Raw genomic sequence first — 26,101 nt, forward strand, 5'->3', positions numbered from 1 at the left:
GTGGTGATGCTGAGCATTGCGCACACGGGGGGTCACGCCGGTTGAAGCGATATGCGGGATACGTCTTTGACCTGGACGGCACCTTGTATCTGGGAGACCACGCCATCCCCGGGGCTCCGGAGACCCTGGCCGAGCTGCGCCGCAGGGGGGCCCGGATCGCCTTCCTCTCCAACAAGCCCATCGAGCCGGCCGCGAGCTACGCCGCCAAGCTGAACCGGCTGGGCATCCAGGCGGCGGTGGAGGAGGTGATCAACTCGTCGATCGTCATGGCCCGGTACCTCAGCCGGACCGCGCCGGGGGCCCGGGTGTACCTGATCGGCGAGGAGCCCCTCGCGGAGGAGCTGCGGAAGCGGGGCATCCGGATCGTCGCGGACCCGCTGGACTGCGAGTACGTGGTGGTCTCCTGGGACCGGCAGTTCACGTACCAGAAGCTGAACGACGCCCTGCAGGCCATCCGCAACGGCGCCCGGTTCATCGCCACGCACCCCGACCGGACCTGCCCGGTGCCCGGCGGCGAGGTGGCCGACGTCGGCGGGATGATCGGCGCCGTGGAGGGGGTCACGGGCAAGAAGGTGGAGCTGATCACCGGCAAGCCCTCGCCCATCACGGTGCAGGAGGCGATGAACCTGCTGGGGCTGCCCCCGGACCAGTGCATCATGGTCGGCGACCGGCTGGAGACGGACATGCGCATGGGCCGGGAAGCCGGCATGGCCACGGCCCTGGTGCTGACGGGGGTCACCCGCCGGGAGCAGGTGGAAAGCTCGCCCTGGAAGCCGGACTACGTGCTGGAGAGCGTGCGCGGGCTGATCGGGTGATCTTCACGGGTCCCTTCGTCCGCACGGCGTACGGCAATCCGTTCGCTGATCATGCCGGCGGGATGTGACCCAGCGTTGCGCGGTGACGGGCGCCCGCCGGCATGGCTGACGGTGTCGTCTGCAGGAAATATTCGCGCATATGCGGAAGAGGAACAGGCTAGAACGGCAAGTGCTGCCTGTCATGCTCATCGCGGGTTACGGTGCCTGGCTCTAGGCAGCAGCAAGGAGCGGAGGGCGACGAATGCGAAGCGACAGGTTTGCTGTTGCTCTGATGGCCGTCATCGTCGCGGTCCTGGCGTCTGCGTGTGAGGCAGGGGACAGGGGCGCGCCGGTTCCGTCGGTCCCCACTGCAGCGGCCTTTCTCGATGAACGCCACGGCTGGATCGGGGCGGCAGACGGGATCTGGTACACCGATGACGGTGGCAGGAAATGGACTCACCAGTTCCCCAGTCAGGAGGCTGTCATCCGGCTGGGTTTTGTGGATCCCCAAAACGGTTGGGCGCTCACGCAGTCATCGGCCGCTCTTCGTACACAGAACGGCGGAGCGGACTGGATCACGTTAGACGTTCCAGGGGCGTCGCTCCGGGCCGTTGATCTCGTCAGCCCCGCTCACGCGGTGGCAACCGATGGAAACGGCCTTCTCGTCAGTCGGGACGGCGGCAAGACCTGGGACCGGTCCCGCCCGCCCCTACCCCTTGCCGACCTGGACTTTGTCAGTGAAGAAGAAGGATGGGCGGCCGGGGAGGGGCAGGTATGGCACACCCGCGACGGCGGGGAAACGTGGAGCGCGCAACTCACGCTTCCTGAACCCGACCGGTGGCTGGGCGACACCTTTGTGCGTTTTCCATCGGAGACCAGCGGCTGGGTTCTGTTCTGCCTCGGGCAGGGGGCCGCATACCAGGAAACCTATCTGCTCTACGGCACCACGGATGGGGGGCGAACGTGGACTCCCCGGCTGGTCGGTGGCTGGCCCTGGCCGTTTGAGGCGGAAGCGCCGGAGGCGCCGCAAGGTCCCGGTGGGTATCCGGTCGCCTTTGATGCGCGGGCGGACACGGCCTGGGTGGCGGTCTACTCACCGGCAGCCGGCCACCTGGAGGTGGTACGGGTAACCTTGGGAGGAGCACCGCCTGTCTCCAGCGACAAGATTCCTATCGAGGATCCGCGCAAGCCGACAGTGGGGATATCCTTTGTGGATACGGAAACGGGCTGGCTGGTCATGAGCGACAGCCACCAGAAGAAGACGGCCATTCTCCGCAGCGACGACGGCGGCACGTCCTGGACGAGTACAATCGACAATCCGAGGTAATCGAACGCCACCCGAGGCTGGAAGCGTCCCGGGTGGCGTTCATGTGGTATGTGGCACCGGGCCAAGCCCTGCCTCATATACTTTATCCCAACCGTTGGCCGAAGGCGGGCGTGAGGAGGGGAGGGTACCCGTGAACCTGAAGGAGCGGCTGGAGCAGCACCGTCTGGAGGAGCAGCGCCTGGCCTGGGAAGGCACTTTCCTGGACTATTTCGAAATCGTCAAGCGCAATCCCGCAGTGGCCGACCTGGCGCACGCGCGGGTTTACAACATGATCATGGCGGCCGGGGTGGAGACGAAGGAGGACGGCCAGAAGGTCTACAAGTTCTTCGCCGACGAGATCTTCGGGCTGGAGAAGCCGCTGGAGCAGCTGGTGGAGTACTTCCGCTCGGCCGCGAAGCGGCTGGAGGTGCGCAAGCGGATCCTGCTGCTCATGGGACCGGTGGGCGGCGGCAAGTCGACCATCGTCTCGCTGCTCAAGCGGGGGCTGGAGCGCTGGTCCCGGACGGAGGAGGGGGCGATCTACGCCATCAAGGGCTGCCCCATGCACGAGGAGCCGCTGCACCTGATCCCCCACGAGCTCCGGGACGAGATCCGCAAGGAGTACGGCATCTACATCGAGGGCGACCTGTGCCCGGCGTGCCGGGTGATGGTACAGGAGCAGTACGGCGGGCGGGTCGAGGACGTGATCGTGCAGCGGATCGCCTTCTCGGAGAAGAACCGGGTGGGCATCGGCACCTTCACCCCGTCGGACCCCAAGAGCCAGGACATATCGGAACTCACCGGTTCGGTGGACCTCTCCACCATCGGGCAGTACGGCACCGAGTCCGACCCCCGGGCCTACCGGTTCGACGGCGAACTCAACGTCGCCAACCGGGGCCTGATGGAGTTCATTGAGATGCTGAAGTGCGACGAGAAGTTCCTCTACGGCCTGCTTACCCTGAGCCAGGAGCAGTCCATCAAGACCGGCCGGTTCGCCATGATCTACGCCGATGAGGTCATCGTCAGCCACACCAACGAGAATGAGTTCAACGCGTTTGTAAACAATAAGAAGAACGAAGCCCTAAAGGATCGCATGATCCTCGTGCGGGTGCCCTACAACCTGAGGGTCGACGACGAGGTGAAGATCTACGAGAAGCTGATCAACGATTCCGGGCTGAAGGGGATCCACATCGCCCCCCACACGCTGCGGATCGCCTCGTTGTTTGCCATCCTGACCCGGCTGGAGCCCTCGAAGAAGGCCGGCCTCAGCCTGATCAAGAAGGTGAAGCTGTACAACGGCGAGTCGGTGGAGGGGTTTACCCAGAAGGACATCCGGGAGCTGCAGGAAGAGGCGCCGCGGGAGGGCATGGTGGGCATCTCGCCCCGCTACATCATCAACCGGCTCTCCAGCGCCCTGGTCAGGGAGGGCGTGACCTGCATCAATCCGCTGGACGCCCTGCGCGCCCTGAAGGACGGCTTCGAGCAGCACACCGGCATCACCCGGGAGGACAAGGAGCGGTACCTGAACTTCATCTACGAGGCCCGCAAGGAGTACGACGAGATCGCCCGCAACGAGATCCAGCGCGCCTTCATCTACGCCTTCGAGGAGACGGCCCGCTCGGTCTTCAACAACTACCTGGACAACGTCGAGGCCTACGTCAACAAGCAGAAGCTCATCGACCCGATCACGGAGGAAGAAGTCGACCCGGATGAGAAGCTGATGCGCTCCATCGAGGAGCAGATCGGCATTACCGAGAACGCCAAGAAGGCGTTCCGGGAGGAGATCATGATCCGCATCTCCACCCTGGCGCGCAAGGGGCTGAAGTTCGACTACACGAGCCACGAGCGGCTGAAGGAGGCCATCGAGAAGAAGCTGTTCGCGGACATGAAGAACGTGGTGAAGATCACCACGTCCACCCGCACGCCGGACCCGGAGCAGCAGAAGCGCATCAACGAGGTGGTGCAGCGGCTGATCGAAGAGCACGGCTACTGCGAGGTCTGCGCCAACGAGCTGATCCGGTACGTGGGGACGTTGCTGAGCCGGTAGGCGGTGGGCAACAGGCGGCGAGCATCCCTCTTGCGTTGCACGGGATGCTCGCCGCGTTGTGTCTCAGGCGTTGCGCGTTCATGCTCCCTACTTCTTGTGCTGGTTCTTCTGCTGGTGCCGCAACTCTTCAGCCAGCTGATCGCGGTCGATGATGAACACGCCCAGCTTCCGAGCGCTTTGCTTGGCATTCTCCGTAAAGTAGGAGGTGGTGACGACGATCGCCCGCGAGCAGCCGTAGTAGTCCTTGGCCGCGTACACCTCCTGGATGGCCCGCACGCCCACGGTGTGCTTGCGGTGGTACCGTTTGGCCTGCACCGCGATGCGCTCGGGGGACCCGGGCCGGGTCAGGATGAGGTCTACCCCGTAGTCCCCGGAGGGTGGCGTCATCTGTACTTTGAAACCTCCTCAAACAGCGCCTTGAGGAATTCCTCGAACTCTATGCCCGACATCCGGTCCAGCTGTTCCAGCGCCCGCACGCCCGACCGGCTGATGCGCCGCCTGCGTCCCCCTGGCGATAGCAGGGAGACTAGGTAGCCCAGCAGCGCGCAGGGGACGAACACGAGGAACATGAGCCACCAAATATCCAGAACTGCACGGAACGCACTTGCCACAGGTCAACTGCCTCCGATCACAGGTGCTATACGTACATTTATGGCTATAATTTGATTTGCAGACTGCTAAACCTTCCCGGTGGTTGGCGGTGCATCGAACGCCACAACACAGGAATGCAGTCGTAATAGATAGAGCGCTCACCGTTGGCTGAGGCTGGGCAAAATGGGGGCAAGGAGGCAGAACTCGTGGCAGGAAGCGTTGCAGGCCGCATCGGCGGCCGCTGGGCGGGCAACGACCTCCGCGTGGTCTACGCGGACGGTGAACTGACCGGCCGCATGGGCGGCAAGTGGGTCGGCAAGGACGTGGCCCTGTCCTTCGACGGCGCCGAGCCGACCGGCCGCTGGGGCGGCAGGTACGACGGGCAGGATCTGCGCTTCTCCATCCGCGGCACCGAGGGCACCGGCCGGATGGGCGGCGACGTCGTCGGCTGGGACATCGCCCTGGTGCAGGACGGGGATCGGATCACCGGGCGCATCGGCGGCGCCGTCGTCGGCGCAGACGTGCGGCTGGCCGCGCGGGACGGCCTGCTCACCGGCCGCATCGGTGGCAACTTCGACGGGAAGAATTGCACCCTGCAGGTGGACGGCGTCCCTTACCTGGTCGCGGCGGCTCTGGCGGCCATGGTTTTCTACCAGCTGTATCTGGACGCCGCCAGCACGGCGGCGAGCACGTGACCGGGACGCAAGGGGGCACGAAGGTGGCAGGCAGGGTTGAGGGGCGCATCGGCGGCGCGGTGGTGGGCAACGACATCCGGGTCTCCTGTGAAGGTGGCCGGCTCAGCGGCCGCTTCGGCGGCGCGGTCATCGGCAAGGACGTGGATCTCACCTTCGACGGGGCCGTGCTTCGCGGTCGGTGGGGCGGCGTGTGGAACGGCAAGGATCTTCACTTCACCATCCGCGGGACGGAGGGCCGGGGCCGGATGGGGGGTTCGGTTGTCGGCTGGGACATCGCGCTGGTCCAGGACGGCGACCGGATCGCCGGCCGGATCGGCGGCGCCGTCTCCGGCGCGGACCTGCGCCTCACCGCCGGGGACGGGCGGCTCACCGGCCGCATCGGCGGATCGGTGTTCGGCAAGGACTGCGACCTGCAGGTGGAGGGGGTGCCCTACCTGGTCGCGGCCGCGCTGGCGGCGATGGTCTACTACCAGATGCACCTGGACAGCTCCAACAACGCCTCGTCGTCCTCGGGAGGCGCATGACCACGGGCGGCGGTGCCTATGCACCGGCCGCCCTTTCGCATTGATCAGCCCCTTTCCCGTATTGACCAGCCAGATCCGAACCTCTATACTCGAAAGTGAGCATAAACGATCACAAACGAGCAAGAATAAATGACAGGATGTGATCGTATGTTCCCGGAGGAGCGGAAGCGGCGCATCATCGAGCGCGTGCGCAGCGGCGCAGCGGTGACCGTGCAGGACCTCGCACAGGTCTTCGGCGTCTCCGAGTCCACGATCCGCCGTGACCTGAGGGAGCTGGAGCGGGAGGGGCTGCTGGAGCGGACCCACGGCGGCGCCGTTCCGGCCGACCCCACCCTGACGGAGCCCAGCTATGCGGAGAAGACCGATCAGAACCGGGCGGAGAAGATGGCCATCGCCCGGGTGGCCGCGGGCATGGTGCACGACGGGGCGTCGATCATCCTGGACGCCGGCACCACCACCCTGGAGATTGCCCGTCTGCTGAAGGACCGCCGCAACCTGACGGTGGTGACCAACGCCTACCCCATCGCCGCCGAGCTGGCGGATGCCCCCGGCGTCGAGGTGATCGTCACCGGCGGCACGGTCCGGGGCAAGACCCTGGCCCTCGTGGGACCCCTGGCGGAGCAGGTCCTCGAGCAGGTCAACGCCGACCTGGTGTTCCTGGGCACCAACGGCATCGATATCGAGCGGGGGCTGACGACGCCGACCCCGGCCGAGGCCTCCGTCAAGCGGCGGATGATCGCCGCCGCGCGCAAGGTGGTGGTGGTGGCCGACAGCTCCAAGGCCTGGCGGGTCGCCTTTGCCGCCGTCGCGCCGGTGAGCAGCATGCATATGCTCATCAGCGACCGGGGGCTCGATCCGCGGCTGGCGCACGAACTCCTGGCCCGGGGGGTTCAGGTTCTCACCGCCGAGTAAAGGGGATGCATACGACCTTGAAGACCATCACAACCGTCGCCCTCAACCCCGCGATCGACCGCACCCTGGTGGTGCCCGGCTTCACCGCCGGTGCCACCAACCGGGTGGCCTCGACCCGGGTGGATCCCGGCGGCAAGGGGATCAACGTCGCCCGGGCCGCCCAGGCGCTGGGCGCCCCGGTGCAGGTGCTGGGCTTCCTGGGCGAGACTAACGCGGAACTGATCCTGAACAGTCTGTCCCACGAACAGGTGGTCCACGACTTCCTGATGGTGCCGGGAGAGACCCGGGTCAACCTGAAGATCGTCGAGCCGCAGAGCGGGCAGCTGACCGAGCTCAACGAGAGCGGGTTTGCGGTCGCCCCGGAGCAGGTGGACGCGCTGGTCCGGCGGGTGGAGCAGCGGCTGCCCGAGACGGCGGTGCTGGTGCTGGCGGGAAGCCTGCCGGCCGGCGTTCCCGGCACGATTTACCGGGACCTCATCGCCCTGGCCCGGCAGGCGGGGGTACCGACGATCCTGGACGCGGACGGCGAGCCGATGCGCATCGCCCTGGCGGCACGCCCGACCCTCATCAAGCCCAACCGGGACGAGGCCGAGCGGCTGGTCGGCCGCCGGCTGGACGGCCCGGACGCCCTGGTCCAGGCCGCCCGCCAGTTGTTGCACGCGGGGCCCGAGGTGGTCGTGGTCTCCAGCGGCGCGGACGGCGCCGGCCTGGTGACCGCGCAGGAGGCCTGGTGGGCGACGCCGCCCGGCATCCGGCCGGGCAGCACCGTGGGTGCCGGCGACTCCATGGTGGCGGGCCTGGCCCTGGCGCTGAGCGGCGGCCTGTCGCTTGCGGAGGCGCTCCGGCTGGCCACCGCGGCGGGCACCGCGACGGCCCGGCTGGACGGCACGCAGGTATGCACCCGCGATGCGGTGGACGCGGTCCTGCCGCAGGTGCGCATCGCGGAGGTCAAGGCCAAAGGAGAAGGAGGTGATTCGAGGTGAGCATCCGGGAGCTGATCACACCGGAAACGATCACGCTCGATCTGAAGGCAGGAAGGCCAGAAGAGGCGATGGCGGAGCTCGGGTCCCTGCTGGTGGCCAGCGGCGCGGTGACGGATCTGGAGACCTACCTGGAGGCCGTGAAGGCGCGTGAGGCGCAGGGCACCACCGCAGTGGGGTTCGGCGTGGCGATTCCCCACGGCAAGAGCAGCGCTGTGAGCCGTGCGGCCGTGGCCTTCGGCCGCAGCCGGGGCGCTCTGCAGTGGGAGAGCCTGGACGGCGAGCCTGTGAAGATGGTCTTCCTGATCGCCGCACCGGACGGCGCGCATGACCTGCACCTGAAGGCTCTGTCGCAGCTGGCCCGGCTGCTCATGCACGAGGAGGTCCGTGAGAAGCTGCTCACCGCGGCCAGCCCGGCCGATGTGATTGCGGCCCTTCAGTAACCCGCAGACCCTCGGATTCCCTTACCCTTCCGTGGGAGGTGGCTCTCGTGGCGAAGAAGCTGGTTGCCGTTACCTCTTGCCCCACCGGAATCGCCCACACGTACATGGCGGCTGAGGCCCTGCAGAAGGCCGCCGCGGCCAGGCAGCTGAGCATCAAGGTCGAGACCCGGGGCTCCATCGGCGCCGAGAACGTGCTGACCGACGAGGATATCCGCGAGGCCGACGCCGTCATCATCGCGGCGGACACGGCGGTCGACACGGGCCGCTTCGCCGGCAAGCCGCTGGTGAAGGTCGGCGTGAGCGAGGCGATCAAGGACCCCGCCGGGCTCATCGACCGGGCGCTCGCGGCCAAGCCGCAGGACCTGGTGGCCCGGGTTGAGGAGATCAAGCAGGAGCGGAAGTCCCAGGCCACCGGCTGGTATAAGCACCTGATGACCGGCGTGTCGTACATGATCCCCTTCACCGTGGCCGGCGGCATCCTGATCGCCATCTCGTTCATGTTCGGCATCGAGGCGGCCGCGACGGAAGGCACGTTCGCCTACGTGCTCAACGTCATCGGCGGGCAGGCCGGCTTCGGCTTTATGATCCCGATCCTGGCAGGCTTCATCGCCTACTCCATCGCGGACCGTCCCGGCATCGCCCCCGGCATGGCGGCGGGCTTCCTGGCCAACTCCGTCGGGGCCGGCTTCCTCGGGGCGATCGTCGGCGGCTTCCTGGCCGGCTACCTGGTCTACTACCTGAACAAGTGGATCCGGCTGCCCCGCACCCTGGAGGGCATCAAGCCGGTGCTCGTCCTGCCGCTCCTGGGCGTGGGCATCACGGGCCTCATCATGGTGTACGTCCTCAACGAGCCCATGGCGGCGATCATGGCGGGCCTGCAGAACTGGCTGACGGGGCTGAGGGGCGGCTCCGCCGTGGTGCTGGGCTTCATCCTGGGCGCCATGATGGCGTTTGACATGGGCGGCCCGGTCAACAAGGCGGCGTACGCCTTCAGCACCGGCCTGCTCGCCTCGCAGATCTACGAGCCCATGGCCGCCGTCATGGCCGCCGGCATGACCCCGCCGCTGGGCCTGTTCCTGGCCACGCTCCTGGCGCCGAAGAAGTACACCGGCGAGGAGCGGGAGGCGGGCAAGGCCGCCGCGGTGCTGGGCATCAGCTTCATCACCGAAGGTGCGATCCCGTTTGCCGCGGCGGACCCGTTCCGGGTCATCCCCGCCATCATGGCCGGCTCGGCCGTGACCGGCGCTCTTTCGATGCTGTTCGGGTGCCAGCTGAAGGTGCCCCACGGCGGCATCTGGGTGCTGCCGATGGGCAACGTCGTCACCAACCTGGGCATGTACGCGGTGGCGATCGTCGTCGGCACCGTGATCACGGCGCTGCTGGTGAACCTGCTGAAGCCGAACAAGGAGTAAGGCACCTGACGCAGAGGGGCTCCTGCCCGGCTCACCGGGCAGGAGCCCCTCGGCTGCTTCGCTGACGTGTCTCCCTTCCATACGCCTGCCGCCAGCGAACCAGGAAGGCTGTCGCAAGCCCCGGGAGGGAAAGGAGCAGCTCATAACGGCCATGCCCATCCGGATCGTCCCCTGGTGCACGCCGAGAAAATCCAGGAGCGCCAGACCCGCTACAGAGCCGAGGTGTGATAAATACGAAATGTCGGTGAACCAAAGGGTGTGATGGGGCGGTCCTCCGAACGGGAGGAGGTGCGCAGGATGACCACGTCCCTGAACCCGGTTTCCCCGGCCCCGCGGCCCTCGGTGTGGCGGCAGCTCCGGGCCGGCGTCACCCATCCGGCCGGCGTGCTGTTCCTCGCCCTCTGGGTGGCCGGCGCCGCGACGCTCGCACTGCGCGGCCGGGCCGAACTCGTCCTGGAGGTTGTCTTCAGACTGCTCATCATCAACCTCATTCCCCTGGTCGTTCTGCTCAGGCGGACCCCGTACCCCCCGGCGCCCGACGCGCCCCGGCATCGCCGTTGGGTGTTGTGGGTCCAGGTGGCCTTCCTCGCGGCCCTCATCGCCCTGGGCGTGCTGTACGTCCTGGGGCATTACGGCCTCATCCCATCCAGGTGGACGCAGGTTCCGGTCTGGACGCAGGCCAACGAGGCGCTGGAGCACCTGGGAGAGAAGCTGTTCGGACAGAGGCGGATTGTGGCCAACCCGGCCCTGAACGCGCTCCTCCCGGGGCTTGTGCTGTGGCTCGGCGGGGTGTGCCCGGCCGAGCTCTGGCTGCGGCGGGGCCACAGCTCCTTCGCCGTCGCGGCCCCCTACCTCATCTTCGTAGCCATCGCGGTGGTGCCGCCGGTGATCGCGGGCGATACCCGCACAGCCGCAATGGTCGGACTGATGTTGGTGAGGAACTTCTTCGTCAACGGGTTCACCGAGGAGTTCCTGTTCCGGGGTGCGCTGCAGACGCGGCTCAGCCAGCTCCTCGGCGAGGGCTGGGGCCTGGTTCTTGCCTCGCTGATCTTCGGGGTCGCCCACGTGGGCGGGCTGATGCCCGCACTCGACGGCGATGTCCTGGCTGCCCTGGGCCTGTGTATCACCAGCCGGGCCGCCGCGGGCCTGATCTTCGGGATCCTGGCCATACGGACCCGGAGCCTGATCGCACCCACGGTGGCGCACCTCACGCTGAACCTGTTCGGGTAGGGCGCGGGACCTCGCCGCCGAGGTCCCGCCTTCCCATACCCTATTTCAGTTCTCGCTTCAATATCTTCCCCGCCGCGTTCTTCGGCAGCTCCGGAAGGAACTCCACCTGCTTCGGGATCTTGTACTTGGCCAGCAGCTTCCGGCAGTGTTCGATCAGCTCCTCCTCCGTGAGGCGCATTCCGGGCTTCAGCACCACAAAGGCCTTGCCCACCTCGCCCCACTTCGGGTCCGGGATGCCGACCACGGCGCACTCGGCCACCGCCGGGTGCTGGTAGATGGCATCCTCCACCTCCAGCGGGAAGACGTTCTCGCCGCCGGAGATGAACATCTCCTTCTTCCGGCCGACGATGTAGTAGAAGCCCTCCTCGTCCCGGCGGGCCAGGTCGCCGGTGTGCAGCCACCCGTCCTGCAGCGCCTCCGCGGTGGCCTCCGGGTTCCGCCAGTACCCCGAGAAGACGTGTCCGCCCTTGATCAGCAGCTCGCCCACCTCGTTGGTCCCGCACAGGCGCCCGTCCTCGGCCACGATCCGCAGCTGGATGTGGGGGAGGGGGAAGCCGACGGAGCCGGGTTTGTCCCACGAGCGGTGGTCGGGCATGCCGAAGGTGTTGGGGCCGGCCTCGGTGAGGCCGTAGCCGATCTTGAACTGGCAGCCCTTCGCCCGGTAGGCCAGCTGCACCGGCTCCGGGCAGGCGGCGCCGCCCGAGATGAGGAAGCGCACCCGGCTGAAGTCGGTCTCGGCGAACCGGGGGTGGTCCATCACCATCTTGAACATGGTGGGCACCATGAAGATGACCGTCAGCCGCTCCTTTTCCACCGCATCCAGCAGTTCGCCCGGGTCGAAGGGACCCATCAGGATCGAGCAGCCGCCCAGCTCCACCAGCGGCGTGGTGAAGACGTTCAGCCCGCCGGTGTGGAAGAACGGGGTGAGGATCGGCACCCGGTCGTCCGGCGACAGCGTCCAGCCGGCGATGGTGTTCCAGGCGTTCCAGAGCACCGCCCGGTGGCTTAGCACCGCGCCCTTGCTGCGGCCGGTGGTGCCGCCGGTGTAGAGGATCATCCAGGGATCCTCCGGATCCAGATCCGGCGCGGGCGGGGTCTCCTCCGGGTAGCCGCTCAGGTCCAGGTTCAGCAGCCCCACGGGCTTCGGCGGCTGCAGTTCGGCCACGGCCTGCTCGAAGTGGGGACCGTAGAAGAAGATCCTCGGGTCGGTGTCGGCCACCAGCGGCCGCAGCTCGGCCACGGTGAGCCGCCAGTTGTAGGGGACGTAGATCGCGCCCAGCTTGCCGCAGGCGAAGAGCAGGGTCAGCATCTCCAGGCAGTTCTGGGAGAGCACCGCAACCCGGTCGCCCCGACGCACGCCCTGCTCCAGCAGGAAATGGGCCATCCGGTTCGCCATGCGGTTCCACTGGTCGTACGTGAGCCGGAGCGGCTCCGCCTGCGGGTCGCCCAACCCGGCCCGCTGGGCCCGCGGCATCACGACCAGCGCCTCCCGGAAGGGGGTGTGAATGGCCCGGCGCCCCAGCCAGTCGCCGACGGTATTGATCATCGGGTATTGCCTCCTTCAGGTGGCACGGGGTTGAGTGGGGGATCGGACCGGCCTCCCGCCCGGCGCGGGAGGCCGCAGGGGTCGGGTGGAGGGGGCTACCCCCCGAGGTACGCCCGCTTGACCTCCGGATGGAGGCGCAGCTCGCCCGCGGGGCCGGAGAGCACCAGCCGCCCGGTCTCCAGGATGTAGGCGTGGTGCGCCACCTGCAGGGCCAGGTTGGCGTTCTGCTCCACCAGGAGCACGGACATGCCCTCGGCGTTCACCTGGCGGATGGTGGCGAAGATCTCCCGCACCACCAGCGGCGCGAGGCCGAGGGAGGGCTCGTCCAGGAGGAGCAGTCTGGGCCGGGCCATGAGCGCCCGGGCGATGGCCAGCATCTGCTGCTCGCCGCCCGACAGCGTGCCTGCCTCCTGGCCGTAGCGCTCCTTCAGCCGGGGGAAGAGCGCCAGCACCCACTCCAGGTCCCGCCGCACGCCCGCGGCGTCCTTCCGGGCGTAGGCGCCCATGCGCAGGTTCTCCGCCACCGTGAGGTGGGCGAAGACCTGCCGCCCCTCCGGCACCATCGAGATCCCCAGCGGCACGATAGTCTCCGGGGCCATGCGGGCCAGGTCGTGCCCGTCGAAGAGCACCCGGCCGGCGGACGGCCGGAGCAGACCGGTCACCACCTTCAGGGTGGAGGACTTGCCCGCGCCGTTGGCCCCGAGCAGGGTGACGATCTGCCCGTCCGGCACCGTGAGGGTGAGGTCGGAGAGGGCCCGGATCTTGCCGTAGGCGGCGCTTACGCCTTGCAGCTCAAGCATGAGCGGCACCCTCCTCATCGTCCTCCTCGCCCAGGTAGGCCCGGATCACCGCCGGGTCGGACTGCACCTCGGCGGGGGTGCCTTCGGCGATCTTCCGGCCGAAATCCATCACCGTGATCCGCTCGCAGATGCGCATTACCAGGCTCATGTCGTGCTCCACCAGGAGCACCGTGGCCCTGTACCGGTCCCGGACCTCCCGGATCAGCTCCGCCAGTTCCAGCGTCTCCTGCGGGTTCATGCCGGCGGCCGGCTCGTCCAGGAGGATCAGCCGCGGCTGCGCCACCAGCGCCCGGCCGAACTCCACCCGCTTCTGGATGCCGTAGGGCAGCAGCTGCGGGTAGGCGTCCTTGTAGGCGGCGATGCCCAGGAACTCCAGCACCTCCAGGGCTCGCTCCTCCGCCTCACGCTCCTCCCGACGGACCGCGGGGACCAGGTTCCCCAGGGCCGAGGCGAGGAGGCCGTAGCGGATGCGGCTGTGCTGGCCGACCAGCAGGTTGCCCAGCACCGTCAGGCCGCGGAAGAGCTCCACGTTCTGGAAGGTGCGGGCGATGCCGTGATGGATGACGTCGTGGGGCGCCATCCGCAGCAGGTCCTTTCCCGCGAAGGCGATGCTGCCGCCCACGGGGTCGTAGATCCGGCTGATGAGGTTGAAGACGGTGGACTTGCCGGCGCCGTTGGGGCCGATGAGCCCGTGGATGGTCCCTTCCTCCACCGCGAGGTCCAGCCGGTCCACCGCGACGATGCCGCCGAAGCGCATCGTCACCTGCCTGAGCTCCAGCAGGGCCATCTACTCCACCCCCCCGGCCGCGGCGTGCCGGCGCCCGGCCCACCAGTGCTGCAGCCTCCGCCACAGGTCCACGAGCCCCAGGGGCAGGTAGAGCACCACCAGCACCAGGATGACGCCCGTCAGCACCTGATTCAGGTTCTTGAAGACGTTCATGAGGAACGGGGAATGGTCGAAGGCCCCCGACCGCTGAAGCGCCAGCGAGATCCGTTCCACGGCCTTGGGCATCAGGGACATGAACAGCGAACCCACGATCGAGCCGGGCACCGAGGCCAGGCCGCCCAGCACGATGATGGTGAACAGCTCCATCGACAGGGCCAGGTTGAAGTCGTGGGGGGCGATGTAGTTCATCATGTGGGCCCAGAGGCTGCCGGCGATGCCGGCGTAGAACGCCGAGAGGGCGAAGGCGGTGGTCTTGTACCGGGCCAGGCTGATGCCCATCGCCTGCGCGGCGACGCTGCTGTCCCGCAGGGCGATGAAGGCCCGACCGGTGCGCCGTCTGGCGATGTTCAGGGCCACCCAGGTGAGGAGGGCCAGGGCGATCAGGATCAGGTAGTAGTAGGGGCGGTCCTCCTTGAAGTAGAGGCCATAGAGGTAAGGGGCGGCGGGCTTCACCCCGGTCCAGCCGCCGGAGAGCCCCTTCCAGAGGTTGAGGATCTGGGGCACCGCCACGCCGAAGCCCAGGGTGGCGATGGCCAGGTAGTGGCCCTGCAGCCGGAGCGCCGGGAAGCCCAGGGCGTAGCCCACGGCGGCGCTGATCAGCCCTGCCAGCGGCAGGGCGCCCCAGAAGGGAATGCCGACCTTGGCGGTGAGGCCGTAGCTGGCGAAGGCGCCGATGGCCATGAAGGCCGCGTGGCCGATGGAGATCTGGCCGGCGAAGCCGGTGAGCAGGTTGAGGCCGATGGCCGCGATGGCCAGGATCAGGGCCCGGTTGGTGAGCAGCACCAGCCACGACCATTCGTCAGGCAGCGCGTAGGGCAGCGCCAGCACGGCCAGGGCGCCCAGGAGGAAGAGCAGCTTCTTGCCCATGGGCTACACCTTCTTTCGCTGGACGGTCCCCATCAGGCCGCTGGGCCTCAGCATCAGCACCAGCACGATGAGGCCGAAGGCAAAGGGGGTTTTCAGCTGCGGGACGAACTGGCCGACCAGGTTCTCCAGCACGCCGAGGGTGAGGCCGCCCACCACGGCGCCGGGCAGCGAGGTGAACCCGCCCAGCACCGCGGCGGTGAACGCCTTGATCTGCATGTCGGCCATCATGTTGATGTCCAGGTTGGTCACCGGGGCGATGAGGATGCCGGCGGTGGCGGCCAGGACGCCTCCCAGCCCCCAGGTGAGGGAGAGGATGCGGTCGGTGGGGATGCCCATCAGGCGGGCCGCCACCCGGTTTTCGGCCACCGCCCGCATGGCGATGCCCAGCTTGGTGAACTTGAAGAGGAGGAAGAAGCCGGTCATCACCACGAGGCTGACGGCGAGGTTGACCAGGTCCGGCAAGGTGATCACCAGGTCGCCCAGGCGGATGGGGCTGCCGCTCACCGCCGTCGGGAACGGCCTGGCCTGGTAGCCCCAGATCCAGCCGGCCACCCCGTTGATGATCTGCATCAGCCCCAGCGTCGCGATCAGCACGCTGATGAGGGGGGCCTGGGCCAGGGGGCGCAGCGCCACCCGCTCGATGACGGCGCCCATCAGGAAGGCGAAGGCCAGCGCCAGCACGAAGGCGCCCCAGTAGGGGAGGCCGGCGGTCTTCAGCAGGGTGAACATGATGAAGGTGCCGAACATGGCCATCTCGCCCTGGGCGAAGTTGACCACGTCGGTGGTCTTGAAGATCAGCACCAGGCCCAGGGCGGCCAGGGCGTAGAGCGAACCCGTGGCCAGGCCGCTGATGATCTGCTGGGCGAAGATCACAGAATCGCCCTCCTACGCCGGCGGGGGGAGGGGGAGGCCCCGCTCCCCCCCGCCGGTCCGCGTCTCTGTCAGGAAGCGGTGGTGGGTGCGCTCCCGCCGGGGCCGCCTGAGGACCCGTGCGGACCCGGCTGGTGCGGCCCGGCGGAGCGCGGTGTGGGCTTTCGGTTTACCGGAGGCGGTACGGCTCCTGGTTCACCTGCACCATCACGATGTTGCCGTCCTGCTCGATGACCTTGTTCAGGTAGAAGGCCTTGACGCCCGCCCGCTCGCCCGGGCCGTAGGTCAGGTTCCGGGCCATGATGCCGCTCCAGTCGTTCAGGTTCTCGAGCGCCTGGATGAAGCTCTCGTAGGTGAGGTCGCGGCCGGCGTCCTCCAGGCCCTTCACCAGCAGCTCGGCGGCGATGAAGCCGGCGGTGCCGTAGGCGTCAGGCAGCTCGCCGTTGTTGTACCGGCCGTAGATCTCCCAGAACTTCTGGATGTTGGGGTCGTCGGGGTCGGCCACGGGCACCCAGCCGCCGGCGTAGAGGCCGATGGCCGCCTCGCCCGCGAGGGCCGGCACGTTCACCGGGTCGGCGTTGACGTAGGAGGTGATGGGCACGGCGGTGACGCCTTGCTTGTGCATCTCCTTCACGATGCCGATGGTCTCCGCCAGGGTGGTCATGATCACCACGCCCTCGGCGCCCTTCTGCTTCAGGTTGAGCACCGGGGTGGTGAAGTCCACCGAGCCGGCGTCGTGCGGGGCGTCGTAGACCAGTTCAGCCCCGAGCTCGCCGATGTAGTCCTTCACGCCCTTCAGGCCCTGCTCACCCATGTCGCTGTTCTGCCAGAGCACGGCGATCTTCTTCAGGCCCAGCTCGTCCACCAGGTACTGGGTGAGGATCTTGGCCTCGTCGTAGTTGTTGGGCTGCACCGCGAAGATGTTCTCCTGGGGCGGGTGAGCCGTCTGTTCCACGCCGGTCATCGGGTAGATGACGGGGATCCGCTTCTCCACGAAGTAGTCGTAGCTGGCCATGAAGCCGGCGGTGCCCAGGATGGGCGCCAGGGCGAAGACCTTGTCCGACTCCACCAGCTGCTTGGCGGCCGTCAGGGCCTTGGAGCCGTCGAACTGGTCGTCGATGATGTTCACGATCTCGATCTTCCGGCCGTGGACGCCGCCCTGGTCGTTGACGTGCTTGATGTAGGCCTCGAAGCCCTTGCGCACCGAGATGCCGATCGGCGCCACGGGGCCGGACTGGGCGGCGAAGCCGCCGACCTTGACGGTGGTGTCGGTGACGCCCTGGACCTCACGCCGGGGCTGGGTCTCCCCGGACTGTCCGCCCGTCTGCCCGGCCGGCTGGCTGGAGGACGGGCCGGAGGTCTGCCCCGGCGACTCCGCCTCGGGCGGCGCCGAGCACCCGGCGATCAGGGCCAGGGAAAGCGCGCAGGCGAGGATCGCAGTGAACCAACGTCTCACGTCTGTCTCCCCCTATCTGTGATGGAGATGCGTGCAGGGTGCAGGCGGACCGGTCAGGCCCGCTCGACCACCATGGCGATGCCCTGGCCGCCGCCGATGCAGAGGGTCGCCAGGCCGTACCGGCTCCGCCGCCTCTGCATCTCGTAAAGCAGCGTGACCAGGATGCGGGCGCCCGAGGCCCCTACGGGATGGCCCAGGGCGATGGCGCCGCCGTTGACGTTGACCTTGCCGGGGTCCAGTTCCAGCCCCCGGACCACCGCGAGGGCCTGGGCGGCGAAGGCCTCGTTGGCCTCGATCAGGTCCAGCCGGTCGATGGTCAGTCCCGCCCGGGCCAGGGCCTTCCGGGTGGCCGGGATGGGGCCGGTGCCCATGATCCGGGGCTCCACCCCGGCGGCGGCGTAGCTGCGGATCACCGCCATGGGCCTGACCCCCAGGGACGCCGCCTTCTCCGCCGACATCACCACCACCGCCGCGGCGCCGTCGTTGATGCCGGAGGCGTTGCCGGCCGTCACGGTGCCGCCCTCCTTGAAGGCCGGGCGGAGTTTGGCCAGCGCCTCCACCGTGGTGCCGAAGCGCGGGTGCTCGTCGGCGTCCACCACCGTGTCGCCCTTGCGGCCGGGCACGGTCACCGGCACGATCTCCTCCCGGAACCTGCCGGCCTTGATCGCCGCCTCCGCCTTCTGCTGGGAGGCGGCGGCGAAGGCGTCCTGGTCCTCCCGGCTGATGCCGAACTGCTCGGCGATGTTCTCGGCGGTGAGCCCCATGTGGACGTGCTCCCAGCCGCAGGTCAGGGCGTCCGCGATCATCGAGTCCACCAGCTGGCCGTGGCCCATCCGGTAGCCGAACCGGGCCCGGGGCACCAGGTAGGGGGCCCCGGACATCGACTCCTGGCCGCCGGCCACCACCACGTCGGCATCCCCGAGCATGATCGCCTGGGCGGCCAGGGCCACCGCCTTCAGGCCGGAGCCGCAGACCTTGTTGACGCCGGTCACCGGCACCGTGTAGGGGATCCCGGCCTTCAGGCTCGCGATCCGGGCAGGGTGTTGCCCCTCCCCGGCCTCCAGCACCTGGCCGATGATCACCTCATCCACCTGCTCGCCGCGGATCCCGGCCCGGCGCAGCGCCTCGGCGATGGCGGCCGCGCCCAGCTCGTAAGACTTCACGGTCGACAGCGCGCCGCCCAGGCTGCCGATGGGGGTGCGCACCGCCGACACGATCACCGCTTCCCGCATGGCCGGCACCTCCCGGGGCTACATGTACACGCCGCCGTTGCAGTCGATCACGGCGCCGGTCATGTAGTGGGCCCGGGGCGAGGCCAGCACCCCCGCCCAGTAGGCGATGTCCTCGGGCTTGGCCCAGTAGCCCACGGGGATGGAGGCGGTGATCTTCGCCTTCTGCTCCTCGGGGTAGCCCATCATCATGTCGGTCATGATGTACCCCGGCGCCAGGGCGTTCACGGTGACGCCGTAGCGGGCCATCTCGACGGCCACCTCCTTGGTCAGGCCGATGACACCGGCCTTGGAGGCGGCGTAGTACGGCGTGCCGAAGACGCCCGTGCGGCCCACGTAGGAGGCGATGTTGATCACCCGTCCCCAGCGCCGTTCCCGCATGGCGGGGGTGAAGGCCTTCAGGCAGTTGAAGGTCCCGGTGAGGTTCACGTCGATCACCAAGTCCCAGTCGGCCTTGCTGGATTTCCGCATGGTGCCGTCCCGGTTCACGCCGGCGTTGTTCACCAGGATGTCGACCTGGCCCACTTCCGCGGCCATCCGGTTCACCTGTTCCTCGTCGTTGACGAAGGCGGGGTAGAAGCGGGCCTTGACGCCCAGGGCCTGGGCCGCGGCCACCGTCTCGGCGGCCACCTCAGCCATGTCCGGAACGTCGTTCACGATCACGTCCGCGCCCCGGGCCGCCATCTCCAGCGCAATGGCCCGTCCCAGTCCGCGGGCGGCCCCGGTCACCAGGGCAACCTTGCCGGTGAGTTCCCGTTCCATCTGCGATCACACCTCGGCTTTCGTTACTCGCCCTCCGTCTTGCCGGAGAGCTGCAGGCAGTGCTCCATGAAGGCCAGCGCTTCCTCCAGCCGGAGGCAGCGCATCTCCTGGCCGGACTGCACGTGGCGCACCAGGACCCGGAGCGGCGGTCCGGTGAGCCGAACCACAAACGAGGCGATCCAGGGCTGTTCCGTCACGGCGCTCCGCCTCCGATCACGCCAGAAGCGCCTGGCGCAGGAAGTCCAGGGCCGTCCGGGAGAACAGGTCGACCTGCTCCAGGAACATGCAGTGGCCGGCCTCCGGCAGCACCACGACCCGGCTGCCCGGGATCCGCTGCTCCAGGGCTCGGCTGTAGCGGAGCGGCGTGAGCACGTCCTCGTCGCCGGTCATGAGCAGCGTCGGGCAGGTGATGTTCGCGGCCTGGACCAGCGCGTCGTGGTCCATCGCGCCCCGGATCAGGTGAAGCACGGCGTGGGCTGGCAGGGCGGTACCCTTCTCCCGCCAGGGGCGGAGCGCCTCGTAGTGCCGGTTGAGGAAGGTGGCGCCCCAGATCCAGGCGACGGAGACATCGAACCGCAGCGGCCCGCCGCCGGCCTCCATGGCCCGGAGCCAGGAGTTCAGCTTCACCTGCATGGCGGTGTCGGCCGCGCCGTAGCCGTTGGCCAGCACCAGGGCCGAGACGCGTTCGGGCCACCGGCCGGCGAAGCTGAGGGCCACGCAGGCGCCGCTGGAGACGCCGAGCAGGGCGGCCTTCTCCACGCCCAGTCCGTCCAGCAGCCCCTTCAGGTCGTCGGCGTGAAGCCGAGGCGTGTAGGGGCCGTCGTCCGGCTTCTCGCTTGCGCCCTGACCGCGGCAGTCGTAGGTGAGCACCCGGAAGTACGGGGTGAAGTGAGGCAGGTGGCCGTTCCAGCTGCTCAGGTCGGTGAGCAGGCCGTTGATGAGGACCAGCACCGGGCCGTCCTCCTGCCCCCGCCACTGGTAGTGGAGCGTGATCCCGTTGGCGCGAATCTCAGGCATGTGCTCGCCTCCCCATCTCGGGCGGTTCCGCCCGTACGTGCGCGATCGGCCCGGCTCTCGGCTGCCCGGCCGGGGGTTCAGCCGGCGGCCTGCTTGCGCGCCCGGGTGGCCCCGACCGGCCCCCACTCGATGGCCGTGGCGCCCCAGGCGTAGCCGACGCCCGCGCTCACCCCCACCACCAGGTCGCCGTCCCGGATCAGCCCCCGCTCCAGGGCGAGGTGGATGGAGAGGATCTGGTCGATCTGGCCGATGTGGCCGTACTCCTCCAGGTAGATCGCCCGGTCGACGGGGATGCCGAGCTGCTCGATCAGGGCCTGGTGGGCCGAGCGCTTCATGTGCAGGATCGCCAGGTAGTCGATGTCCTGGGTCCGGTAGCCGCCCTGCGCGCAGACCCGGCTGACCACCTCCACCCAGCGCTGGGTCGACACGGCGTTGAGCCGGGTCTTCATGTACTCCACGTCGAACACGTCCAGCTGGTAGAGCGAGTCGTCGTGGTTGTGGAGGCCGGCCAGCGTCCCGCCCCCGCGGACGCCCACCGTCTCGGAGAGCGAGCCGTCCACGATGATCTCCGAGCCCACCACCCGGTTGCGGCCGTAATTCTTGCGGAGCAGCATCGCCCCGCCGCCGGCTCCGAGGTTGTACATGAAGGAGACCCGGGGGTTGGCGTAGTTGATGTAGTCCACGTTCCGGTAGCCGCCGGCCAGCAGGAGGGTGTTCACCCGGTCGTCGCTGAGCATCAGCGCCTGGGCCAGCTTCATGCCCAGCACCCAGGTGCCGCACCGCAGCTGGGCGTCAAAGGCCCAGGCGTTGTGCGCGCCCACCGCGTGCGCCGTCTTGATGCCGGCGGTCCACAGCTGGTACTCCTTGTACTCCTCGCCGATGTAGATCACCAGGTCGATGGCGGCCGGGTCAATGCCGGCCCGCTCGATGCACTGCTGCGCGGCCCGGATGCCCATGGCCGCCGTGCCGTCGTCGGGGCCGGGGATGGGCTTGCGCAGGATGCCCATCTTCTGCTTCACCACGTCCAGCGGCACGCCCGACCGGTCGGCGATCTCCTCGGCGGTCATGTAGCGGTCCGGGATGTAGATGCCGGTGCTGACCACACCGACGTGGGGCTGAGTCGTGGTCATGGGCTGCACCTCACCGTGTGTGCTTTCTGAAACGCCTCGCACCGATGGTCTTACCCCCAACGTAAGGGGCCGGAGTCACCGGGCTGTTACACGGGAGTCACCAAAACGAATGAGGACCCGCTCATCCGGTAGGAGGAGAAGGTCCTCGTTCTGGGAGAGTATGGATAGGGCCGGCGAGCGGCCCCGGGGGCCGGTCGGACTCGGATCGGAGCGCCCTGAGGAATGCCTGTCCGGCGGCGAGCGGCCCTACAGCAGGAGGAGCACCCCTGGCGCGGGGTGCTCCACGCGTAGTCGCTACAGCTGAATGCCGAAGAACTCGATCAACCGTTTCGCCAGTCGCTCGGGCGCCTCCACCGGGGCCGAGTGACCGACCTCCGGCCAGACCTCCAGCTGGGCGCCCGGGATCTGGTTCCGGGTCCGCTCCATCATGTCCAGCGTGACCAGGCCGTCCTGCCGGCCGTAGAGGATGAGGGTTGGCACCCGCAACCCGCCCACCTGCTCCACCAGGTTCATCCCGTCCAGGGCGCGGCCGTTGGGGATCAGGGCGCCGGCCGACTTCTGCACCGACTCCTCCAGCACCGCCTGGTAGAACTCGTCCCTGGGGGCGGTGGGCATCATCAGGGCGAGGGCGGCCTTCAGGAGTTCCGGCGCCTTCACCGCCGCCTCCAGCTGCGCGTACCGCTCCGGTGGCGTCACCAGCCCTTCGGCCGGCGCCGAGTTGATCAGCACCAGCCGTTCCACCAGGTCGGGGTGGGCGACCGCCAGCTGCATGGCGACCCCGCCCCCCAGCGAGTGGCCGACCACGAAGCAACGCTGGACGCCCATGGCTTGGGTGAACTGGTACACGTCCTCGGCCAGGTCGGCGATGGACCAGGGGGGCGCCGGCTTGTCGCTGTCGCCGCAGCCCCGGAGGTCGGGGGCGAGCGTCCGGACGTGCCCGGGCAGGTGCGCCATCACCCGCTCCCACCAGAGAGAAGAGGCGGTGTTGCCGTGGATCAGCAGGACCGTCTGCCCTCCGTGGCCACGTTCGCGGTAGAAGAGGCGGAGGCCGCTCGGAAGCGTTACCGTAGCCATGTGAGTCCCTCCCGTCAGCGGGAAATGCTGATGCGACTGCGACAAGGCGGCGTCGCTGCCGCGCATTGTCGCACCATGCTGTTACACGGGAGTCACCATTCAGACGACGGCTACGGATCGCCGCCTTCGGGGGCGTGCGCCGCGCTCCGGCGAATGCGCTCGTAGAGCCGGGTGGTGCTGGCCATCGGCCCTACGCCCAGTTCCCTGCGCAGGCTCTGCACGCACTTTTCATAGGTGCGCAGGGCCATCGCCCGGTTGCCGAGCCGGAAGTGGCTGTGCATGAGGAGCCGGTAGGCCTCCTCCCAGCAGGGGTCGCAGGCCAAAATCCGCTCGCAGAGCCGCACGCACTGCTCGTACCCGCCGTGCCGGGCCGCGTCCTGCGCCAGCCACTCGAGCGCCCGCAGGTAGAGCACCTGCAGCCGCTCCCGTTCCTCGGAGCACCAGTCTTCGTACCGCAGCTCGGCCAGGAACTCCCCCTGGTAGAGCTCGACGGCCTGGCTCAGGGTATCCCGGGCCTGGTCCTCCTGCCGCCGCTCCGCCAGGGCGAGCCCTTCGGCGGCCAGCCGTTCGAACTCGTCGGCGTCCAGCCAGTAGCCGGAGTGGGGGTTGAGGCCGTAAGCCAGCCCCTCCCGCACGATGTAGAAGGAATCGGCGCGGGCGGGCCGGTCCGGCTCCAGGGCCGAGAGCAGGGCGTTGAGCGCCACCCGGAAGTCCCGCTGGGCGGTCTCGGGATCGGCGTCCGGCCAGAGCAGGTCCAGGATCTGCTCCCGCTGCAGCAGCCTGCCCCGGTGGGTGATGAACAGCTGGAGCAGCTGCCGCGCCTTCTCCCGCCGCCACTCCCGGCGGGTGATCTCCTGCCGCCCCCGCCATGCCTGGAAGGCGCCCAGGGTCCGCAGCCGGAGGGTGTAGCCGGGGTGGTGCTCCGGGTCCGTCATGCCGATCTCGGCGAGGAGCCGGGTGGCGTAGGCGGGATGGATGCCCCGCCGGCGGGCTTCCTGCAGGAGCGGCACCAGCGCCTGCGGGTCCTGGGGACCGAACAGGGTCCGGCGGGTGAAGAGGTAGCCGTAGCCGTGCTCCTGCGCCGCGGCGAGGGCGGACTCCATCGAGGCGGCAAAGCCGGCCCAGTCTCGCTGCCGGTGGGCCAGCAGCGCCTGCCAGACCCGGGCCAGGGCGAGGCCGTACGGATCGCCGGTCGCGGCGAACTCCTTCTCGGCTTCCCGCAGGTACCCCTCCGCCTCGGTGCGCCCGAGGGCGGCGGCGGAGGAGCCCAGGCTGAGGAGCGCGTAGCCGTGGAACCACTGGTCGCAGGCCGCGCGGGCGATCCGGGCCGACTCCAGGCCGTAATGCTCCGCCTGCGCCCAGTTGCCGGCCCGGTGGCCGTAGAACAGGGCGAGGCCGGCCAGCGGCTCTGCCTTGCCGCGGGTGACGTTGATCTCGTCCATCAGGGCGATGGCGGCCTGGTACTCCGCGGCCACTGCCTCGTCCGGGGCGTGGGGGTCCAGCTGCAGGGCGTGTGCGCGGCGCATCAGGCCGACGCCTTCCACGAAGGGCGACCGCTTCTCCTTGCCCAGGCGGATGCCCTCTTCCGCGCCCGTCCGGGTGAGCCGCGTGTCGCCCATGAGGGCGGCGATGTACGAGATCAGGAGCGGGACCTCCCGGTGGGCGCGGCTGGCGCCGGCCAGCCCCTGCCGGGCGAGCCGCTCCAGGATCCGCATCGCCTCGGCCAGCCGGCCCGTGCGCAGCAGGGACCGGACTTCCAGGAGATCGTCCACCGGGGCGCCGGTGCTGGCAGCCGCCATGCTGGCGAAGCGGGCGGCGTTCTCGGGCCGGCCCCGGTTGGTTTCGTTTTCCGCCAGGAGGGCCATCAGGTCGGCCCGCTCCCGGTCGGTGAGGGCATGGGCGAGCCGCTGCGCCTCGACCAGGGCGTCGTCGGCCTTGCCGGGGGAGATGGTGTCCAGGTAGACCCGGGCCTCGCCCATCAGGGCAAGGCACCGCCCGCGGTCGTCACCCAGCACCGCGTACTTTTCCGCGGCCTGGCCGTAATAGGCCAGCGCCTCGTCGAAGCGGCTGGTGAGCCGGGCGACGTCGCCGCAGCGCAGGAGCAGCGCGGGGAACCGGCTGTACGTCTCCTGAGGAAGGCGCGCCAGGAAGGCGCCCAGCGCTTCCACCCGCCCGGCTTCGATCATGCCGTCGGCGGCCTGCAGGATGGCGTCCGCGGCCTGGTCGAACTCGCCCACCTCCGCGAAGTGGTGGGCCGCGGTCTCGGCGCTGCCTGCGGCCAGGTAGTACCGGGCGGCAGCCAGGTGGTGGGTCCGCCAGGACGCGGGATCCTGCCGGGCCTGCTCCCGCAGGAACTGGTGGAACAGCTGGTGGTAGCGGAACTCCCCGTCGCCCACCGCCTGCGTGAACAGGCCGCTTTCCTCCAGCGCGGCCAGCACCCGTTCGCTGTCCCCCTCGCCGGTCAGGTGGTCGCAGGCGCGCGGGTGCAGCCGCTCCAGGACGCACGTGGTGAGCAGGAAGCGGCGGATGAAGGGGCGCTGGCGGTCCAGCACCTCGTGGGCCAGGTAGTCGAAGAGCGTGTCCAGGTTCTTGGGCTGCCCCTCCCAGAAGTCCTGGAGGGACGAGCCCTTGCGCAGCCCCTGCCAGGCCAGCTGCAGGGCGATGATCCAGCCCTCGGTCCGCGCAGCCAGCGCCGCGGTCTGCTCGTCGGTCAGCCGGATGCCGTACTGGTCGAGGAAGAGCTCCTCCACTTCGGCTGGGGTGAAGGCCAGATCCTTCTCCGACAGCTCCACCACGTCGGCCAAGGCCCGCCACCGGGGCAGGCCGCTGAGCGGCGGGCGCCGGCGGGTGGCCAGCGCCAGGTGGACGTGGTGCGGCATGTGCTCGATGAACTGCTCGACCAGCGCCACGATCTGGGGGTTCTCGTCCACGTGGTGGAAGTCGTCCAGGACGACCAGGAGTTCCTGCCCGGCATGCCCGTGCAGGTCCGCGGTCAGGGCGTCCACCACCTGCGTCCAGGGCCGGTGGGGCCCCGCGGCGGACTGCAGCAGCGCCGCGGCTCGCTCGCCCAGGCCGGGGACCGCGGCGTTCACAGCGTGGATCAGGTGGAGGAGGAAAGGGAGCGGGTGCTGGTCCTCGGCCGAGACGGCGTACCAGCCCCAGCGGCACGGCGCGGCCGAGAGGAAGGAGACCAGCGCGGTGGTCTTGCCGTACCCGGGGCCGGCCTGCACGATGGTGAGCGGCACGTCCAGGGCCTCCAGCAGCCGCTGGTGCAGGCGCGGGCGGACCAGGGTGTGCCGACGGAGCCGGGGCGGCAACAACTTGGACTTGAGCACCTGCTCGCCGGCCGACATGCTCCCACCCCCTGGGAGGACTCGCTGATGCTGACTTACACTTCAACTCTGGAAAGTGCATCTCCTCCAGCTGGGCGTGGTGCCGGGCGCGGTACAGCCCGCGTGGCAGGTATATTC

General features: G+C 68.9%; 25 protein-coding genes. 10 read left to right on the forward strand and 15 right to left on the reverse strand.

Annotated elements, in window-relative coordinates; all coding sequences use genetic code 11:
* Positions 1–41 precede the first annotated feature (41 nt).
* The 3 genes from STH_RS04085 (at position 42) to STH_RS04095 (ending at position 4,147) form a co-directional block, all read left to right on the forward strand.
* Positions 42–815: an HAD-IIA family hydrolase gene (locus STH_RS04085; protein ID WP_011194919.1), complete on the forward strand. Its 774-nt coding sequence runs from the start codon at positions 42–44 to the stop codon at positions 813–815.
* Between the two features lie 241 nt (positions 816–1,056).
* On the forward strand, positions 1,057–2,121 hold the full coding sequence (locus STH_RS04090; RefSeq protein WP_043713301.1) for a WD40/YVTN/BNR-like repeat-containing protein: 1,065 nt from the start codon (positions 1,057–1,059) through the stop codon (positions 2,119–2,121).
* 130 nt (positions 2,122–2,251) lie between these two features.
* Complete coding sequence (locus tag STH_RS04095; protein ID WP_011194921.1) at positions 2,252–4,147, forward strand: PrkA family serine protein kinase; 1,896 nt, start codon at positions 2,252–2,254, stop codon at positions 4,145–4,147.
* A gap of 87 nt (positions 4,148–4,234) precedes the next feature.
* Here the strand turns inward: STH_RS04095 and STH_RS04100 are convergent, their stop codons facing one another.
* Both STH_RS04100 and STH_RS16905 read right to left on the reverse strand, forming a co-directional pair.
* Positions 4,235–4,534 carry a restriction endonuclease gene (locus STH_RS04100; protein ID WP_011194922.1) on the reverse strand — a complete coding sequence of 100 codons (300 nt, stop codon included), beginning with the start codon at positions 4,532–4,534 and terminating at the stop codon, positions 4,235–4,237.
* Positions 4,531–4,758, reverse strand: coding sequence for a hypothetical protein (locus tag STH_RS16905; RefSeq protein WP_011194923.1), 228 nt, complete (start codon positions 4,756–4,758; stop codon positions 4,531–4,533). The genes STH_RS04100 and STH_RS16905 overlap by 4 nt, the downstream gene beginning before the upstream one ends.
* 186 nt (positions 4,759–4,944) lie before the next feature.
* On the opposite strand from STH_RS16905, the gene STH_RS04105 reads away from it, so the two are divergent.
* The 7 genes from STH_RS04105 (at position 4,945) to STH_RS19115 (ending at position 10,934) form a co-directional block, all read left to right on the forward strand.
* Positions 4,945–5,433 (forward strand): hypothetical protein, encoded by a 489-nt coding sequence (locus tag STH_RS04105; protein ID WP_011194924.1) that lies wholly within the window; start codon positions 4,945–4,947, stop codon positions 5,431–5,433.
* Positions 5,434–5,456: 23 nt separating this feature from the next.
* Complete coding sequence (locus STH_RS04110) at positions 5,457–5,957, forward strand: hypothetical protein (protein ID WP_043713318.1); 501 nt, start codon at positions 5,457–5,459, stop codon at positions 5,955–5,957.
* Between the two features lie 147 nt (positions 5,958–6,104).
* Positions 6,105–6,869: a DeoR/GlpR family DNA-binding transcription regulator gene (locus tag STH_RS04115; protein WP_043713320.1), complete on the forward strand. Its 765-nt coding sequence runs from the start codon at positions 6,105–6,107 to the stop codon at positions 6,867–6,869.
* A gap of 17 nt (positions 6,870–6,886) precedes the next feature.
* The gene (gene pfkB / locus STH_RS04120) at positions 6,887–7,852 is read left to right on the forward strand and encodes a 1-phosphofructokinase (RefSeq protein WP_011194927.1); all 966 of its coding nucleotides are present in this window, start codon (positions 6,887–6,889) and stop codon (positions 7,850–7,852) included.
* A complete protein-coding gene (locus STH_RS04125; protein WP_011194928.1) occupies positions 7,849–8,292 on the forward strand; it encodes a PTS sugar transporter subunit IIA in 444 nt (147 codons plus the stop codon). Before pfkB ends, STH_RS04125 begins: the two co-directional genes overlap by 4 nt.
* A gap of 38 nt (positions 8,293–8,330) precedes the next feature.
* Positions 8,331–9,704, forward strand: coding sequence for a PTS fructose transporter subunit IIC (locus STH_RS04130; RefSeq protein WP_011194929.1), 1,374 nt, complete (start codon positions 8,331–8,333; stop codon positions 9,702–9,704).
* Positions 9,705–10,001: 297 nt separating this feature from the next.
* Complete coding sequence (locus STH_RS19115) at positions 10,002–10,934, forward strand: CPBP family intramembrane glutamic endopeptidase (protein WP_050742106.1); 933 nt, start codon at positions 10,002–10,004, stop codon at positions 10,932–10,934.
* A 40-nt stretch (positions 10,935–10,974) separates the two neighbouring features.
* Here the strand turns inward: STH_RS19115 and STH_RS04140 are convergent, their stop codons facing one another.
* The 13 genes from STH_RS04140 to STH_RS04195 form a co-directional block, all read right to left on the reverse strand.
* The gene (locus STH_RS04140) at positions 10,975–12,480 is read right to left on the reverse strand and encodes an acyl-CoA synthetase (RefSeq protein WP_011194931.1); all 1,506 of its coding nucleotides are present in this window, start codon (positions 12,478–12,480) and stop codon (positions 10,975–10,977) included.
* A gap of 95 nt (positions 12,481–12,575) precedes the next feature.
* The gene (locus STH_RS04145; RefSeq protein WP_043713330.1) at positions 12,576–13,280 is read right to left on the reverse strand and encodes an ABC transporter ATP-binding protein; all 705 of its coding nucleotides are present in this window, start codon (positions 13,278–13,280) and stop codon (positions 12,576–12,578) included.
* Positions 13,273–14,067 (reverse strand): ABC transporter ATP-binding protein, encoded by a 795-nt coding sequence (locus tag STH_RS04150; RefSeq protein ID WP_011194933.1) that lies wholly within the window; start codon positions 14,065–14,067, stop codon positions 13,273–13,275. Before STH_RS04150 ends, STH_RS04145 begins: the two co-directional genes overlap by 8 nt.
* Positions 14,068–15,093, reverse strand: coding sequence for a branched-chain amino acid ABC transporter permease (locus STH_RS04155; protein ID WP_011194934.1), 1,026 nt, complete (start codon positions 15,091–15,093; stop codon positions 14,068–14,070).
* Between the two features lie 3 nt (positions 15,094–15,096).
* Complete coding sequence (locus STH_RS04160; RefSeq protein WP_011194935.1) at positions 15,097–15,966, reverse strand: branched-chain amino acid ABC transporter permease; 870 nt, start codon at positions 15,964–15,966, stop codon at positions 15,097–15,099.
* A 166-nt stretch (positions 15,967–16,132) separates the two neighbouring features.
* The gene (locus STH_RS04165; protein WP_011194936.1) at positions 16,133–17,419 is read right to left on the reverse strand and encodes an ABC transporter substrate-binding protein; all 1,287 of its coding nucleotides are present in this window, start codon (positions 17,417–17,419) and stop codon (positions 16,133–16,135) included.
* 53 nt (positions 17,420–17,472) lie between these two features.
* Positions 17,473–18,651 (reverse strand): acetyl-CoA C-acetyltransferase, encoded by a 1,179-nt coding sequence (locus STH_RS04170; protein WP_011194937.1) that lies wholly within the window; start codon positions 18,649–18,651, stop codon positions 17,473–17,475.
* Between the two features lie 18 nt (positions 18,652–18,669).
* On the reverse strand, positions 18,670–19,410 hold the full coding sequence (gene fabG, locus STH_RS04175; protein ID WP_011194938.1) for a 3-oxoacyl-ACP reductase FabG: 741 nt from the start codon (positions 19,408–19,410) through the stop codon (positions 18,670–18,672).
* A 23-nt stretch (positions 19,411–19,433) separates the two neighbouring features.
* A complete protein-coding gene (locus STH_RS18660; protein WP_011194939.1) occupies positions 19,434–19,607 on the reverse strand; it encodes a hypothetical protein in 174 nt (57 codons plus the stop codon).
* 16 nt (positions 19,608–19,623) lie between these two features.
* Positions 19,624–20,427: an alpha/beta fold hydrolase gene (locus STH_RS04180; RefSeq protein ID WP_011194940.1), complete on the reverse strand. Its 804-nt coding sequence runs from the start codon at positions 20,425–20,427 to the stop codon at positions 19,624–19,626.
* A gap of 77 nt (positions 20,428–20,504) precedes the next feature.
* Entirely contained in the window at positions 20,505–21,557 is a 1,053-nt protein-coding gene (locus STH_RS04185; protein ID WP_011194941.1) for a 3-oxoacyl-ACP synthase, read from the reverse strand.
* Positions 21,558–21,851: 294 nt separating this feature from the next.
* Positions 21,852–22,631, reverse strand: coding sequence for an alpha/beta fold hydrolase (locus STH_RS04190; RefSeq protein WP_050742107.1), 780 nt, complete (start codon positions 22,629–22,631; stop codon positions 21,852–21,854).
* A 110-nt stretch (positions 22,632–22,741) separates the two neighbouring features.
* Complete coding sequence (locus STH_RS04195) at positions 22,742–25,984, reverse strand: BTAD domain-containing putative transcriptional regulator (protein ID WP_011194943.1); 3,243 nt, start codon at positions 25,982–25,984, stop codon at positions 22,742–22,744.
* Between the last annotated feature and the right edge of the window lie 117 nt (positions 25,985–26,101).

It is taken from the genome of Symbiobacterium thermophilum IAM 14863, from assembly GCF_000009905.1.
In the GTDB taxonomy this organism is placed as follows: domain Bacteria; phylum Bacillota; class Sulfobacillia; order Symbiobacteriales; family Symbiobacteriaceae; genus Symbiobacterium; species Symbiobacterium thermophilum.

Bases quoted from the DNA above. Each gene is read 5' to 3' on its own strand.
- STH_RS04090 (WP_043713301.1), top strand. From the start codon at position 1,057: ATGCGAAGCGACAGGTTTGCTGTTGCTCTGATGGCCGTCATCGTCGCG.
- STH_RS04180 (WP_011194940.1), bottom strand. From the start codon at position 20,427: ATGCCTGAGATTCGCGCCAACGGGATCACGCTCCACTACCAGTGGCGG.
- STH_RS04190 (WP_050742107.1), bottom strand. From the start codon at position 22,631: ATGGCTACGGTAACGCTTCCGAGCGGCCTCCGCCTCTTCTACCGCGAA.
- STH_RS04155 (WP_011194934.1), bottom strand. From the start codon at position 15,093: ATGGGCAAGAAGCTGCTCTTCCTCCTGGGCGCCCTGGCCGTGCTGGCG.
- fabG (WP_011194938.1), bottom strand. From the start codon at position 19,410: ATGGAACGGGAACTCACCGGCAAGGTTGCCCTGGTGACCGGGGCCGCC.
- STH_RS19115 (WP_050742106.1), top strand. From the start codon at position 10,002: ATGACCACGTCCCTGAACCCGGTTTCCCCGGCCCCGCGGCCCTCGGTG.
- STH_RS04140 (WP_011194931.1), bottom strand. From the start codon at position 12,480: ATGATCAATACCGTCGGCGACTGGCTGGGGCGCCGGGCCATTCACACC.
- STH_RS04100 (WP_011194922.1), bottom strand. From the start codon at position 4,534: ATGACGCCACCCTCCGGGGACTACGGGGTAGACCTCATCCTGACCCGG.
- STH_RS04115 (WP_043713320.1), top strand. From the start codon at position 6,105: ATGTTCCCGGAGGAGCGGAAGCGGCGCATCATCGAGCGCGTGCGCAGC.
- STH_RS04145 (WP_043713330.1), bottom strand. From the start codon at position 13,280: ATGCTTGAGCTGCAAGGCGTAAGCGCCGCCTACGGCAAGATCCGGGCC.
- STH_RS04150 (WP_011194933.1), bottom strand. From the start codon at position 14,067: ATGGCCCTGCTGGAGCTCAGGCAGGTGACGATGCGCTTCGGCGGCATC.
- STH_RS04185 (WP_011194941.1), bottom strand. From the start codon at position 21,557: ATGACCACGACTCAGCCCCACGTCGGTGTGGTCAGCACCGGCATCTAC.
- STH_RS04195 (WP_011194943.1), bottom strand. From the start codon at position 25,984: ATGTCGGCCGGCGAGCAGGTGCTCAAGTCCAAGTTGTTGCCGCCCCGG.
- STH_RS04170 (WP_011194937.1), bottom strand. From the start codon at position 18,651: ATGCGGGAAGCGGTGATCGTGTCGGCGGTGCGCACCCCCATCGGCAGC.